10 protein-coding genes are annotated in these 13,623 nt (G+C 64.6%); 2 read left to right on the forward strand and 8 right to left on the reverse strand.

What is annotated here, in order from left to right; translation table 11 throughout:
* Positions 1-82: 82 nt before the first annotated feature.
* From U1769_RS20845 to U1769_RS20860, 4 genes are all read right to left on the reverse strand, one after another.
* Entirely contained in the window at positions 83-1,561 is a 1,479-nt protein-coding gene (locus tag U1769_RS20845; RefSeq protein WP_332719944.1) for an MFS transporter, read from the reverse strand.
* Positions 1,562-1,591: 30 nt separating this feature from the next.
* The gene (locus U1769_RS20850; RefSeq protein ID WP_332719946.1) at positions 1,592-2,884 is read right to left on the reverse strand and encodes a serine hydrolase domain-containing protein; all 1,293 of its coding nucleotides are present in this window, start codon (positions 2,882-2,884) and stop codon (positions 1,592-1,594) included.
* A gap of 101 nt (positions 2,885-2,985) precedes the next feature.
* Positions 2,986-5,619: a TonB-dependent receptor plug domain-containing protein gene (locus U1769_RS20855; RefSeq protein WP_332719947.1), complete on the reverse strand. Its 2,634-nt coding sequence runs from the start codon at positions 5,617-5,619 to the stop codon at positions 2,986-2,988.
* Between the two features lie 32 nt (positions 5,620-5,651).
* Positions 5,652-6,944, reverse strand: coding sequence for a serine hydrolase domain-containing protein (locus tag U1769_RS20860; RefSeq protein ID WP_332719948.1), 1,293 nt, complete (start codon positions 6,942-6,944; stop codon positions 5,652-5,654).
* 264 nt (positions 6,945-7,208) lie between these two features.
* On the opposite strand from U1769_RS20860, the gene U1769_RS20865 reads away from it, so the two are divergent.
* Positions 7,209-7,901 carry a TetR/AcrR family transcriptional regulator gene (locus tag U1769_RS20865; RefSeq protein ID WP_332719949.1) on the forward strand — a complete coding sequence of 231 codons (693 nt, stop codon included), beginning with the start codon at positions 7,209-7,211 and terminating at the stop codon, positions 7,899-7,901.
* Positions 7,902-7,919: 18 nt separating this feature from the next.
* Here the strand turns inward: U1769_RS20865 and U1769_RS20870 are convergent, their stop codons facing one another.
* Positions 7,920-9,398, reverse strand: coding sequence for an AMP-binding protein (locus tag U1769_RS20870; RefSeq protein WP_332719951.1), 1,479 nt, complete (start codon positions 9,396-9,398; stop codon positions 7,920-7,922).
* Positions 9,399-9,585: 187 nt separating this feature from the next.
* Positions 9,586-9,981, reverse strand: a complete 396-nt coding sequence (locus tag U1769_RS20875) for a DUF3597 domain-containing protein (RefSeq protein WP_332719952.1) — start codon at positions 9,979-9,981, stop codon at positions 9,586-9,588.
* A gap of 189 nt (positions 9,982-10,170) precedes the next feature.
* Here U1769_RS20875 and U1769_RS20880 point away from each other — a divergent pair, with 189 nt between their 5' ends.
* The gene (locus U1769_RS20880; RefSeq protein ID WP_332719953.1) at positions 10,171-10,746 is read left to right on the forward strand and encodes a DUF4142 domain-containing protein; all 576 of its coding nucleotides are present in this window, start codon (positions 10,171-10,173) and stop codon (positions 10,744-10,746) included.
* A gap of 111 nt (positions 10,747-10,857) precedes the next feature.
* Here the strand turns inward: U1769_RS20880 and U1769_RS20885 are convergent, their stop codons facing one another.
* Positions 10,858-12,984: an acyltransferase family protein gene (locus U1769_RS20885; RefSeq protein WP_332719954.1), complete on the reverse strand. Its 2,127-nt coding sequence runs from the start codon at positions 12,982-12,984 to the stop codon at positions 10,858-10,860.
* Positions 12,985-13,092: 108 nt separating this feature from the next.
* On the reverse strand, positions 13,093-13,530 hold the full coding sequence (locus tag U1769_RS20890) for a hypothetical protein (RefSeq protein WP_332719955.1): 438 nt from the start codon (positions 13,528-13,530) through the stop codon (positions 13,093-13,095).
* Positions 13,531-13,623 lie beyond the last annotated feature (93 nt).

Below are 13,623 nucleotides of genomic sequence, written 5' to 3' on the forward strand. Positions count from 1 at the left end.
TCGATCCGCTGCGTCATCTGGTCCACCTTCAACGCATTTGTTGGCCGGCTCGTGATCGCGGACCACAAAAGATACGCGCTGCTCAGGCCCCGGCGTTCTTCGCGTGGCGTTGCTCCAGATCCGCGATGATCTGCGCATGCCTTTTCCGGGTCAGATGGTATCCAAACAGGAACAGCGGTGCGAGCGCGGCGAAGGCCGCGGGAAGCGGCCCCGCGATCAGCCCCAGCTTCGCCAGCACCTCGCCGGGGATGACCACCGCCGGTCCCTTTGAGGCGAGATCCGTCGGGAAGCGGATCGCGTCGAGCGCCACGCCGGCAATCAGGCCGCCCAAAGCAGCCGAAGCCTTGTAGGCAAGCGTCAGCCCGGAAAAGAACAGGCCCTCCCGCCGCACGCCGAACAGCCACTCATGTTCGTCGGCCGTGTCCGCGAGCATCGACTGGAAGCCGACGCCGCCCACCATGATCGCGGTGCCGACAAGTAGGCCGTTCACGAACAGCATCACCGCCGCGGTCGCAGGTGCCAGCGGGGCCGGGCCGTAGAGTTGCAACAGCGGCGGCCACATCTGCAGCAGCGCGATCGCCAGGAAGGCGCCGATCGAGAGCGTCCGCTTCTCGATATGGCGCAAGGCGATGGCGCTGATCGGCGCGCCGAGCAGCGGCCCGAAGGTCGCGCTCAGCACGACCCACTGGATCGCGAACGAATCGAGCTTCCAGAAATAGCGGGCGGCGTGCAGCGCGAGCGAGGTCCATGTCGTATAGGCGAGAAAATAGATCAGCACCGTTCCGAACAGGAGCAGGAACGAGCGGTTCCGCGCCAGCTCCACCAACTCGCGGCTAAAACCGGCAAGGAAAGAGCTATCGTCAGGCCGGGCGCCGTGCAGCCGCGGCAGCGCTCGCCGCACCGCGCCGATCGCGATCAGGCCGGTCACCATCATCACCGCCGCGCAGGACCAGGCGAAGGGCACATAATTGGCGCGCTCCAGCAGCCCCGACGCGCCGGACATGAAGACGCCCAGCCCCAGCACAACGCCGCACAGGATGCCGGCGCTCTGGAAGGAAAGGCGATACGACACGATGCTGGCGCGCTCGCGATAATCGTCGGTCACCTCGGCGCCGACCGCGGTGAACGGCAGCACGAAGAAGGAGAGCGAAAGCCGCAAGGCGATGAGGCAGACGGTGACATAGAGGAATTGTGCGCCGCCGCTCAGCGCGGGCATCGAAAACAGCATGCCGAAGGCTGCAGCGAACGGCACGAGACCGCCGACCATGAAAGGGAGCCGGCGCCCGAAGCGCGACCGTATCCGGTCGCTGGCCAGCCCGATTGCGGGATCCGCAAAGGCATCGACCAGCAACGCGATCATCTTCGCCGTTCCCGCCATCGTCCCGGACATGCCGCAAACGGCAGTGAGGTAGAACAGCAGGAAGAAGCCGAATCCAGCCGTGACGATACCGTCGGCCATCGAACCCGCGCCATAGGCCGCCTTGAAGCGCCGCGTCAGCGGCACGCTCCGGGCCGCCTGTGCAGCCTCTTCGTCAACAAGGCTGGCAGATTGTCCGGCCACGGCGCCCTCCTGGGAAATTCCCTTGTGCATCTATCGTCCAGGCCCGGCCGGTACAGGCGCGGGCCAGGGCGTCGTCCCCAACGCGTCATAGATGCCACGCTGATATACTGGCAAAGCGCGGCGGCCGGCTGCGCCGCGGCCCGTGGCGATGGTCGATCCCGAATGGGCCGAAACCGGCACCTGATGCTGGATCAGGTAGATCATGATCAGGTCGTTGGCCGGGTCTGCCTGCCACCAGGTGCCGAATATGCCCGGCCAGGTTATCGAGCCCGGGGCGCCGCACGCATAAGGATTGTCGATCAGGTCCTCGGCGATCGAGAGTCCCAGCCCAAATCCGGATTTCTGCCAAAGCGGCATGCCGGCAAAGGGTATCTGGCGCTGTGCATCGGTCAGCCGGTTCGTCCCCATCAGGCGCACGGTCTCGGGGCGCAACAGACGGACCCCATTAAGGGCGCCTTCGCCAAGGAGCATCTGCGCGAACCGGTGATAGTCGGATGCCGATGAAATCAGCCCGCCGCCGCCCGGCGTATAACCCGGCGGTTCGTCGTACATCTCCGGTTCGATCTTCGCGAGCCTGCCCGCCTCCTCATTAAATCCATACAGGCTGGCAAGGCGACTCCGCTTTTCGAAGGGGAGCCAGAAGTCGGTATCCCGCATGCCGAGCGGGGTGAATATCCGCTCCTGCAGGACCTGGCGAAACGGCTTGCCCGCAACCCGACCGATCAGGAAGCCAAGCACGTCGCTCGAATGGCCGTAGTGGAAACGCTCGCCGGGCTGATACGCCAGTGGCAGCGTCCCGAGCGCGGCCAGCCACTGGTCGGGCGTCAGCCGGTTCATCCCCGGATTGCCGAGCGCCGTCTCATAGGCCTGCTGGAGCGGACCTTCCGAGAAAGGCGCATAGGCGATGCCGGAGCGATGGGTGAGCAGATCCTCGACGGTGATCGCGCGCCGGGCGGGCACCATATCGTCGATCGGCCCGGCGGCATCGCGCAGCACCCGGCGGTCGGCGAGTTCCGGAACCCAGCGGGAGACCGGATCGTCGAGCGCGATCCTGCCCTCTTCCACCAGCATCAGGGCCGCGACCGATGTGATCGGCTTGGTCATCGAAGCGATGCGGAATAGCGTGTCGGGCCGCATCGGGATGCCGGTTTCGATATCGCTCCAGCCGATCGCGTCGGACTGGACGATCTCGCCGCCCTGCGAGGTGAGCGTCACGATCCCGGCGAGTTCGCCGCAATCGACGAACGCCTGCAGGGCGGGTCCGATGCCGGCGAGCTTCGCTGGATCGAAACCTTGGGGACGGCGCACAGCATCACTGGTCATGAAATGGGGCGCTCCGGCCGCACAGAGGTCAACATCGGGTGGCGTGGGAGAGGACCGACCGATGGTCGCCCTCCCCTCCGGCAAACATGGTTCGGACAGGATCAGAAGGCCTTTCGCAGGTTGAGTGCGACGAAGCGTCCGATCGGGTTGTAGGTGCCGCCGATGCCGTCCGTCGCCGGGAAGAAGGGCGGCTTCTTGTCGAACAGATCATTGACCTGCAGCGCCAGCGACGTCCCCTTGGCAAAGCCGACATCGGGGAGCGTCACCCCCAGGCGCAGATCCACCGTGGTATAGGGATCGGCCGTGAAGCTGCTCGTGCCGGTGGGCGTGGCGTAGAGGTTGGTGATGCCATCGCGGTAATTGATGAACGCGGCGGTATTCACCGGCCCTGCCGTCACGCCCAGCGAGGCGCGGAAAGTAGCGCGCGGCACGCCAAGCTTCAAACTGTTCGATACGGCCGCTGTCGGCGAAAGCTGCGTGTCGAACTTCAGGATATAATTGCCGGTCACGCCAACATAGAGAGCGCCGAAGCCCGTCGGCCGCCGATAGCCGATATCGAAGTCGATGCCGTTGGTCTTGCGCACGCCGAAATTGCCGCGACGCAGATCGAGCGCATTGCCGATGGCCGGCAGGGGCGTCGGCAGATTGACTGGGACTGCGATGCCCAACAGGCCGGCGAGCTGCGCTGTGGACGGATCGCGATAGACGACCGAGGCGAAGGTGGGATCAGTGAAGACCAGGCTCGTCGGCGGCGTTCCGATCACGTCAGTGAAGTTGATGTCGTAAAAGGTCGCGCTGGCATGGAAGCCCGGGAGGAACCGCGGCTGCAGGTCGATGCCGAACGAATAGGTGCGGGCCTTTTCGGGCTGGAGCGACTTGTTGCCGCCGAGCAGATAGACGGTGTTGACCTGTGCCGCACCCCGGCTCGGATCGCGCGCCGCGACGGCGGCGGTGGCGGCATCGAGATAATAGGCGCCGACGGTGGCACCGACATCGCGCAGGCCCGGCGCCCGGAACGAGCGCCCATAGGTGCCCCGCAGGGTGAGTCCCTCGAGCGGATCCCAGTTGACCCCGACCTTCGGATTGCTGGTCGATCCGAAATCGCTGTAGTGATCGTATCGACCGGACAGCGATACCGACAGGCGATGCAGCAGCGGCGCCTCGTTGCCCGCCCCGAAGATCGGCAGGAATATCTCGCCATAGACCGACTTGATGTCCCGACCGAGATTCTCGGGCACCGGCGTCGCGCCGACAAAGCCGCGCTGCTGGAACGTCTCGCGCCGATATTCCGCGCCGGCCGCGATCTTGAGTTGGCCACCGGGCAGATCGGCGAGCGGCCCGTCGATCTTGATCGCGCCCAGCTTGGTGCGCTGCTGGATGGTAACGCTGGTCGAATAATTGGTGATGGCATTGGCGACCGTCGGAGAGGTGCCCTGGCCGAACGGGTCGAGCGCCGTGGCCGGCGTGGTGCCTGCCGCCGCGACGGCGATCGCAACCGGGTTGATCATGGGCTGGAACGCGTCATGCCTCGCCCAGTCATACGTACCATATGCGCTCAGGTTGAAATCGCCGAGCTTCACATCGACGCCGGCGGACGAATTGCCCGTCTTTACCCGATAGGTCTGGTCGAAATGGTCCGACCCGACGATATTGTCGGGGCGGTAGAAGATCGTCTCGAAAAGGGCGCCCGTCCCGGGTGGTGCGCGGAAGAAGGGATTGGCGGCGGTGAGCACGACCGTCTGCGGCGGGATCGCCGCCTGCACGGTGTCCTTGCGGTCCGAATAGAGAATGTCGCCCCAGAGCGTGACGCTGTCGCCAATCTGCTGCCGGGCGGTCAGGAATGCGCTGTGCAGGCGAGTTTTCGGGAACAGATCGACCGGCCCGCCATTGTCGCAATAATTGACCGTGTTCGGGGCCAGCGCGGGTGCCGCAAAGACGGTCGCGCCGACCAGCACATTGGGCGACGGACAACTCGTCCCCCGCGTGTCGACTCCACCGAAGGGCCGGAAATCCGTGACGCGATAGCGGCGATCGGCGCCGGTGATGTTGCCGTTCTCGGCATATTGATATGCGGCCAGGATCGATCCGCTTCCCCAGTCCTTTCCGACGAGGCCGCTCGCGCTGAAGGAGTGGAAATCGTCCGACATGCCGTAGCGGACATTGGCCTCGACGCCCGAAGCGCGCTTGCGGGTAATGAAGTTCACGACGCCTGCGATCGCGTCAGAACCATAGACTGACGATGCGCCGTCTCCGACGATCTCAACGCGTTCGATCGCCAGATCGGGGATGAGCGGGAAATCGGGGTTGGTTTCGTTCGCCCCGCCGGCAACCAGACGGTGGCCGTTCATCAGCACCAGCGTCGTTGCGGCAGGCAGGCTGCGAAGGCCGGGCGCGAAGGAGCCGGCGCCGCCATTGGCGGCCCTTGGCGCCGTGTTGAAGCTGTTCAGCTGCGGCACGCTGGCGAGAAGATCGGGCGTGGTGGTGGCGCCGATGGTCTTGATGTCCTCACGCGTCACGCTGATCAGGTTCGATCCGGTCGGCGGCACGCCGCGGATGCTCGATCCGGTCACGATGATGTCGGGGGTCTGTTCGGATGCGTCAGCCGCCGCGTCCTCACCCTGCTGCCCCGCAATCGACGTCTGGGCCCAGGCCGGCGCCCCGGCGAAAAGCGCGGTGGCCGCCAACGCCGTGCCGGACAGCGCGATCCGCTTGCTGATATTCCAGGTCCTCGCCATGAAATCCTCCCTCTCTATTATCATTTCGAATTCTATTTTTGGCTTGAATACAGTGACTTCACGACATCGCCGTACAGCGGCCATTTGTTCGCCGGGAAATAATTGGTCATCACCGTGACCCGCAGCCCCTTCGCCGGATCGAGAAAGGCAATGGTGCCCGCCGCCCCGAACCAGCCATAGGTTCCGGCGCTCACCCCGTGCGGCACGTCGGCGAGATAGACCCACCCGCCGGCACCGAAGCCCTCGGCAAGCGCAGTGTCGGGCGTGCCGTTCGCGACGACGTGCACGCCCTCGGGCAGCAGGTTCGACAGAGCCAGCCTGACCGTCTCCGGCCGCAGCAGATGCACCTTGCCGAGACTGCCATGGCCGGCGAGCATCCGAAGCAGCCGATCATAATCCCGCGCTGACGAAACGAGGCCGGAGCCGCCATAAGGAAGCCTTGGCGGATGCAGCCAGTCCGTCGTCGCGCCTGCATCGATCGGCACCCGGCGCTCCCCAGCCCACGCATAGGCGGTCGACAGGCGCGCGGTTTCGGATTGCGGCACCGTCCAGTAGGTCGAGGTCATGCCGAGCGGCTTCAGAACGCGCGCCTGCACGAAGCGATCGAAAGGCTCGCCCGACGCCACTTCGATCACGCGCCCGAGCACATCCACGCCGACCGAATAATTCCATCTGGTCCCGGGCTCGGCGAGCAACGGCACGCTGGCGACCCGGTCCGCGAACTCGGCCAGGGTTGCCGGCTGCACCTTGCTCGCCACCGCGTCGGCACGCCCGCCGAGCAGGCCGAGCCGCTCATATTCCTTGCGCACCGGCCCGCTCACCAGGAACTGATAGGCAAGGCCGCCCGAATGGGTGAGCAAGTGCCGCACCGTGACGGGCCGGCCCGCCGGATGGCTCGCGAGCGACGTTTCCGGCGCATCCAGCACGCGCACCGACTTGAACGCCGGGATGAAATCGCTGACCGGCTGATCGAGCCCGATCTTGCCCTGCTCGACGAGCATCATCGCGGCGATCGCCGTGATCGGCTTGGTCATCGAATAGATGCGCCACAGGCTATCCGGGCCTGTATCGGGCGCCCCGGTATCGTCGGAGATCTTGCCGGCATGAATAAAAACCGGCGGCGCATCGCCCCAACCTATCGCCACCACGATGCCCGGTGCCTTGCCTGATGCGACATAGGAATCGAGCAGCGACTGCACTGCCTGCGGCGATGCTTCCCCCGCAACGGCCGCGGCGGGCGAAGGCGATGCACTACGGGCCTCCAGCGCGGCGCCGGGCAGCGCCGCGAGCAGGATCGCACCCGTCGCTATCAGCCTGCGTGACATGGTCGGCCTTATCCCCTCGCGATCGCACAGGCTTCCATTCGGCATCGCGCTGATGCCGGCGTGCAGCCCGTGATCCTTGTCTCGTTGGGCAACGCTAGACGGCCGTGTCTCCGACTGTCAAGTTCATTGATTTAGTGCTAAATGAAATTTGTGCGGAACGCCGCCGTCGCTTGACCCGATGAGGCCGCCGCCCCATCGTTCCCGGTGAATGAACCGGTGGATGGCGTCCTCCCCGGACACGTCCGATCAGGAAGGCCGGAGATTATGGCAGCAGCGCAAAAACCAGAAGGCCGCCGCACGCGCGCGGAGCAGCGGGCGGGCACCCTGAAGCTGATCCTCGACACGAGCGAGGACCTGTTCGCGCAGCTCGGCTATTTCGGCGTGACCATCAAGGATGTCGCCGACAAGATGGGCATCCATCCCGCGCTGATCCATTATTATTTCGACGGCAAGAAAGCGCTGTTCGATGCCGTCTTCGAGCGCCGCGTGGACTATGCGGTCGTCACGCGGACGGCCGGGCTGGACGCATATGAAGCCGAGGTCGGCGATCATCCGACCGTCGAGGGTGCGTTGCGGGCCTATTATGATGGGGCGTTCGACGTCTACATCAACGGGGATGAGGGCTGGCGCAACTTCGGCCGGATCTTCTCCCAGGTGAACAACGCGCCCGGCTATGGCGCGGAAAAGATGGACACCTATTTCGATCCCCTGGTGCTTCGCCTCATCGGCCTGCTGCAAAAGGCCCTGCCCGATGCCGAACCCCAGGATCTGTTCTGGAGTTTCCAGTTCACCTCCGGCGCCTATTCGCTGATCCTGTCGCGGACTGGCCGCATCGATCGCCTGTCGGACAATCTATGCGCCTCGGACGATTTCGAGGCAGTTCGCGATCGGTTCGTCACCTTCATGGCCGGCGGGCTGGACGCGGTTTACAGGAGCAGGAAGCCGGCTGCGGCCTGAGCCACGCCGTCCTGTCCTTCACGACAGGACGGCCGGCCTCACGGCGCCGTTCAACCGCGCGTCGCGCAGCGCGGCCCGGCGGACCTTTCCGGCTTCGTCACGCAATGGATCACTGGTGAACTCGATGCTCTTGGGCAGCTTGAACCGCGTGAGCCGCTCGGCCAGGAAGGTCAGGATCTCGGCCTGGTCCAGCACCGCGCCGTCGATCGGCTGGACGATGGCGTGGACCCGCGCGCCCCATTCTTCGTCCGGCAGCCCGATCACGGCACTGGTCCGCACATCGGGATGCGCATCGATCGCTGCCTCGACCTCGGCCGGATAGATGTTCGCGCCGCCGGAGATGATCAGGTCGTTGCGACGGTCGGAAAGATAGAGATAGCCTTCCGCATCCAGCGACCCCAGATCGCCGGTCGCTTCCCAATCGCCCAGGCGCTTCGAGGTGCTGCCGAGATAATGATAGGTCGATCCGGGACCTTTCTCCGGGCGACAATAGATTTCGCCGACCTGGCCGGTCGGGGATGGCCGCCCCGCCTCGTCCAGGATCGCGATCTCATATCCCGCGCGAGCGCGACCGACCGAACCGCGGTGCGCCACCCAGTCGGTGCCCGAAATCATCGTCGACCCCGTGCCCTCGGTCATGCCGTAATATTCCCAGACCCGCTCGCTCCCGAGCCAGCCGATCCATGCCTCCTTGAGCCACGCTGGGCACGGAGCGGCCATATGGAGCATCATGCGCAGGCTGGGCAGCGTGAAGCGTGACAGGATCTCGGGTCCCAGATGCCAGATGCGGTGCATCATCGTCGGAACCATCGTCACCCAGTTAACTTCGTGAGCCTCGATCAACTCGAGCGCGCGAAGCGCATCGAACTTGCCCATCTCGACGATCGTGGCGCCAACGAACAGGCCCATGTGAACGCAGTGGAACGGCGCATTGTGATGGAGCGGCCCCGGGTTGAGGATGACGTCGCCCGGATGCTGACCGAGAAAGCCCTCTTCGGGATTCCACCGCGCCGGCATGGCATCCACGATGACCTTGGGCCGCCCGGTCGAGCCGCCGCTCGTCATCGCCTTCCAATGTGGGGAAACCGCTTCCGGTAGCGGATCGGCCGAATAGGCGTCGAGCGCGGACCGATCTCCCGGAAGCGTGGGGATGCCAGGGCGGTGCGGCGAGCCAACGAATAACCTGGGCCTGACGATATCCAGGATCGCCTCCATTTCCGGACGCGCGAGCTTTGCGGAGACGATGTTCGGAATGGCGCCCAGCTTCCAGAGGGCGAAACTGGTCTCGTAGAATTCCAGGCCGTTCGGCAGCGCGACCGTCACGAAATCGCCGTGCCCGACGCCGTGCGCCGCCATCATCCGCGCGCGCCGGTTGGCGCGCGCGTCCAGCTCGTCGAAACCGACGGCGACGTCACCCATGATCAAGGCGGTTCGGGAAGGGGATCGGCGGGCATGGTGCGCCAGGATCGAGCCCAGCGCGATACCGTCATGTGACACTGTGGAAACGCCTTTCGGTAAGTCCTCTCCCGAACCCGGCGCTCATTATTGATGGCCCGGGCCGAGCTGAAGCCCGGATGATGGCGTTTCATTAATTTAGCACTAAATGAACCACAAGCTAAATATGCATGGCCTGCCGTCGTCACCGATCAGCGGATCGGTGACGACGTGATTGATACAGGGCGTGTCAGTTCCGCAGGCTGTCCGGCACCACACCGCCATTTTCGGCAAGCTTTGCCATCACGGCCTTGTGCAGCGCGATGTTCTGCTCGGCGCTGCCATCTGCGCCGGCGTGGACGCCCAGTTCCTGGCCCAGTTCCTTGCGGGCCGACAGGCTGGAATCGAGATCGAGCAGTTTCAGGAGATCGACGATCGACGTCTGGTAATTGCCCCCGCCGCCCTTGAGCGAAGCCATTTCGGACAACACCGCGCCGACATCGACACTGGCGGGAGCCGCTGCTGGGGCCGCCGCGGGCGCTGCCGGAGCCGCAGGCGTGGGTGCGGCAGAAGCCGGAGCAGCCTGCGGGGCGGGCTTGCTGCCATGGTGGAAAATCTTGTCCATGATGCTGCCGAAGATACCCATGTCACTCTCCCATGATCGTTGTCGGCCGGAAAACCGGGCTGGACCATGAACCGCGGAGCGGTCGAAAAGGTCCATGCAGGCGGGGCTCGGCACCTCTTGAGACCAACGAAGGTGATGTCGGCCGGAACGTTGCCACGCCCCGGCGGTTGTTCGGCCGACGCGACAAGCGTGACACAGGAGGAGGATATCATGCGCTACGGAACCCTGATCATTGCCTCGACGGCAGCGCTGGCTCTCGCCGGCTGCGGCAAGAAGACGGAAACGACCAGCATCGACAATACGACCATCGTCAGCAGCGATGCCACCAATGCCGCTGTGCCGGCCGCCCTGCCCGCCGCCAGCGCCGGACAGACCTTCGCGAACGCGGCGGCCAGCAGCGACGCGTTCGAGATCGCGACGTCGCAACTTGCCCAGGCCACCTCGACGTCCGCGGCGATCAAGGCGTTCGCCGCCAAGATGATAGAGGCGCACACCGGCTCGACCGCCAAGCTAAAGACGGCTGCGGCGACCGCGACCCCGGCCCTCACGCCCGATCCTACCCTCACCGCCGAGCAGCAGGCCACGCTTGACGCACTCAAGACGAAGACTGGGGCGGATTTCGACCAGGCCTACAAGACGGCGCAGGTCGACGGTCATCAGGCGACGCTCGATGCGCTAAAGGCCTATTCGGCTAGTGGCGACGTTCCGCAACTGAAGGCCTTTGCCGCCGAGTTGGTCCCGACCGTCACCGCCCATCTCAACATGGCGAAGGGCCTCAAGGCCTGACACTCGCGACTATTGGCGCTGTTCGCCGGGTACCCGAGCATAATTTTGCCCGGGTGCCCGGTTGCGCAGACCTATTCCCACAGACTTGGCGTGGCCTCGGGGAACTCGATTTTACCGTACTTGAATCTTTTTCGGCCGTCCCTCGTCGAGAACGGCACTGGAAGAGACGGTCGACACACCACCACCGTTTGCCCGGTCTAGGATCGCGTCGCGCAGGCTTGCATATAGAATATCGTTGCCGTGACCACTCAAATGATCGCCATCGAAGACTTGAGGGCGCCCTCGGTGATCGAGCGCACGACAGGGATCTGACGGGCACAGGACCGGGAAAGGATCCCAAACCGATAGCGCAGGTATTTCGGCCGCGAGATCGACCATCGCGGATCGAACCGGCAGCCGCAGCCGCTCCAGTTCCGGCTTCGCAATCGCGAAACCGGCGCTGCAATCGGGGTTGGTTCGGTTGAACCAGTCGGCGCATCGAAACGCCGGAACGCGAAAGATCGGCTTGGGCGCTTCGAAAATGAATCGCACACCGGTCCGCGACAAATTCGACAGCTTACCGCGAACGTCCGCGCGAACTTCCGGCCACACGGCATCACCTGGCCGTCCCCCGGGGAAATCGACCGCACCGAACTGGCCGACGAAGCGGGTGAGCCTCAGCCCCGGCATGAAGACGACATCGCCGGGACGAAGACGACTCTGCAGATCGTCGAGCACGGCAGCGTGAAACAACGTACACCGCTCACCGCTCACCGGGCCGCGACTATTGGGCGTCAGGAAGGGGCAGGCATTGAGGGAGTACGCGCGAACTGGTGCCCCAAGCTCCCCGGCCAGCTGACGATAGGCGGGAGCGTACGCCACATTGTGTGAATCGCCGAACGCATAGATGGCGAATCCCGCTCGGCGCGTACCGCAGACATCGGGCGTCCACGACCGCACCGTACCGCCCCCGATCCCGGTTTCCTGTTCTTTCAGAGTGCAATGGCTCGCCATCGCGTCGAGCGGCCGGTCATGCTCGGCGTACCAGAGCGCATGATCGCGCGTGACGCTCAGGGAGATGCGGTCATGGGCCGCGAAAAGCAGCAGCCCGACGGCGGAAGCCGCCAGGATGCTGCACACCGCGCTCCCGACGACGCGCCCGCGCGGCATTGCCGTCACCCGGCGATGTCGCCGGAACGGCTGCTCGATGAATCGATAAGAGGCCATTGCCGCCACTACCGCGATTGTGAGCGCGGCAAGCTGCTCCAGCAGCCCCGAAAGGCCGATCGTCCAGCGGAAAAACACAAAAACCGGCCAGTGCCAGAGATACAGCGAATAGGAGAGCCGGCCGATCCACACCGGCCCGCCGCGACTGAGCCATCGTGCGGGACGCGACATAGGCAGGGCGCAGACCGTTACGATGACACCCGCCGCACCGAGCACAGGCAGCAGGGCAAGCGGAAAGGGAAATCCGCGGGTCACCGGAAGGGCGAGGCCCGCCGCCATCAGAAGCATGCTTGCGAAGAGGAGAACCGCCTGGCCGGATTGGCCGAACGCCGCCACGCGCGGGCGCCATGCCGCGAGCGTCAGCGACAGCAACATCCCGACGCCCAGTTCCCAGAAGCGCGAAACGATAAGATAGAATGCGAGCTTCGGGCTGAACGCCGAAAGCATGGCAGCAAGGACGAGCGACACCGCTGTAAGCACCGCGACCGGAAGCAGTGCGCCCGGAAGGCGCCAGCTTGGCTGCGGCGTTCGCAATTGCAGGAACAGCAGGAATGGAAAGAGGAAATAGAACTGCTCCTCCACACCCAACGACCAGCTATGCGTGAAGAAATTGAATGACGCCTGCGTCGCAAAATACGTATCGCTGTCGAGCGCCAGGACGACATTGCTCAACCCGAAAAAGGCTGCCTCGGCGGTCAGCAGCGCGCTGTGATTGAGCCAGGTGGACGGGACAAACAACTGCATGGCGAAAATCGTCACGAGCAACATGACGATAAGCGCCGGCATGATCCGCAATAAGCGCCGCGCGTAAAAATACAGCAGCAGCTGCCCCAGGCTGTCAGCGTGCCGGTTCTTCAGGGATTCAGTTACGACGAACCCGGAAATTACGAAGAAGATATCCACCCCGGTAAACCCGCCGGGCAGTACACCGGGCCAAAGATGATAGAAGATCACTGAAACCACCGCGATCGCACGCAACCCGTCGATCGCGGCGACATAGCCAAGCTCGCTTCCCGATTGTCCTGCTTTCACCCGCGCTATCCCCCCGGCACGGGCGCTTAACATTGGGGGTGTTTCCGAACAATCGTGTTGAATCGTCGCTCCCCGGCGCCGCTTGCCAGCAACCGGAGGCTCTGCCTATTAGCGCGCGGCAGGAGTGCGCTGCACGCGACGAGGCGCACGCCGCTGCCGAGTTGACCAGATTCGCATGGAGGTTCGATGCACCGACACTGGCTTCCCAAGGGAGGCGATCTCGTCGCGGACATCCGCCAGGCACTTGCGCTCGAGCCAGGCCACCCGCAGCTTCGGGCGCTCCGGACACTTGGCAACCAGAATCACGACTTCGCAGGCATAACCCGCCTCGGCCGCACCATCGAAAAGGTCATCGCCTCCCTTGAAGGGCCCGTTCCGGACGGCTTCCAGCCGGTTCGGCTGGCGTTGCTCAGCACGTCCACCACCAGTCATCTCGCACCGGCGATTCGTGCGGCGGGCCTGGGGCGAAATTTGGCCATAAATCTGTACGAGCCGGCCTTCGGACAGGTGTTTCAGGAAATCGCCCGGCCGGATTCGCAGCTGCATGCCTTCGCCCCGACCACGATATTGTTCGCCAATGATCCCTATTCCCTGTTCGGCACGGATGCCGGGCCGGTCGACGACCCCAAGAAGGCAGCC

It is taken from the genome of Parasphingomonas zepuensis, assembly GCF_036663735.1.
In the GTDB taxonomy this organism is placed as follows: Bacteria; Pseudomonadota; Alphaproteobacteria; order Sphingomonadales; family Sphingomonadaceae; genus Sphingomonas.

Excerpts from the sequence above, each read along its gene's own strand:
- U1769_RS20890 (WP_332719955.1), bottom strand. The coding sequence starts at position 13,530 with ATGCAGCTGCGAATCCGGCCGGGCGATTTCCTGAAACACCTGTCCGAA.
- U1769_RS20880 (WP_332719953.1), top strand. The coding sequence starts at position 10,171 with ATGCGCTACGGAACCCTGATCATTGCCTCGACGGCAGCGCTGGCTCTC.
- U1769_RS20865 (WP_332719949.1), top strand. The coding sequence starts at position 7,209 with ATGGCAGCAGCGCAAAAACCAGAAGGCCGCCGCACGCGCGCGGAGCAG.
- U1769_RS20855 (WP_332719947.1), bottom strand. The coding sequence starts at position 5,619 with ATGGCGAGGACCTGGAATATCAGCAAGCGGATCGCGCTGTCCGGCACG.
- U1769_RS20875 (WP_332719952.1), bottom strand. The coding sequence starts at position 9,981 with ATGGGTATCTTCGGCAGCATCATGGACAAGATTTTCCACCATGGCAGC.
- U1769_RS20860 (WP_332719948.1), bottom strand. The coding sequence starts at position 6,944 with ATGTCACGCAGGCTGATAGCGACGGGTGCGATCCTGCTCGCGGCGCTG.
- U1769_RS20850 (WP_332719946.1), bottom strand. The coding sequence starts at position 2,884 with ATGACCAGTGATGCTGTGCGCCGTCCCCAAGGTTTCGATCCAGCGAAG.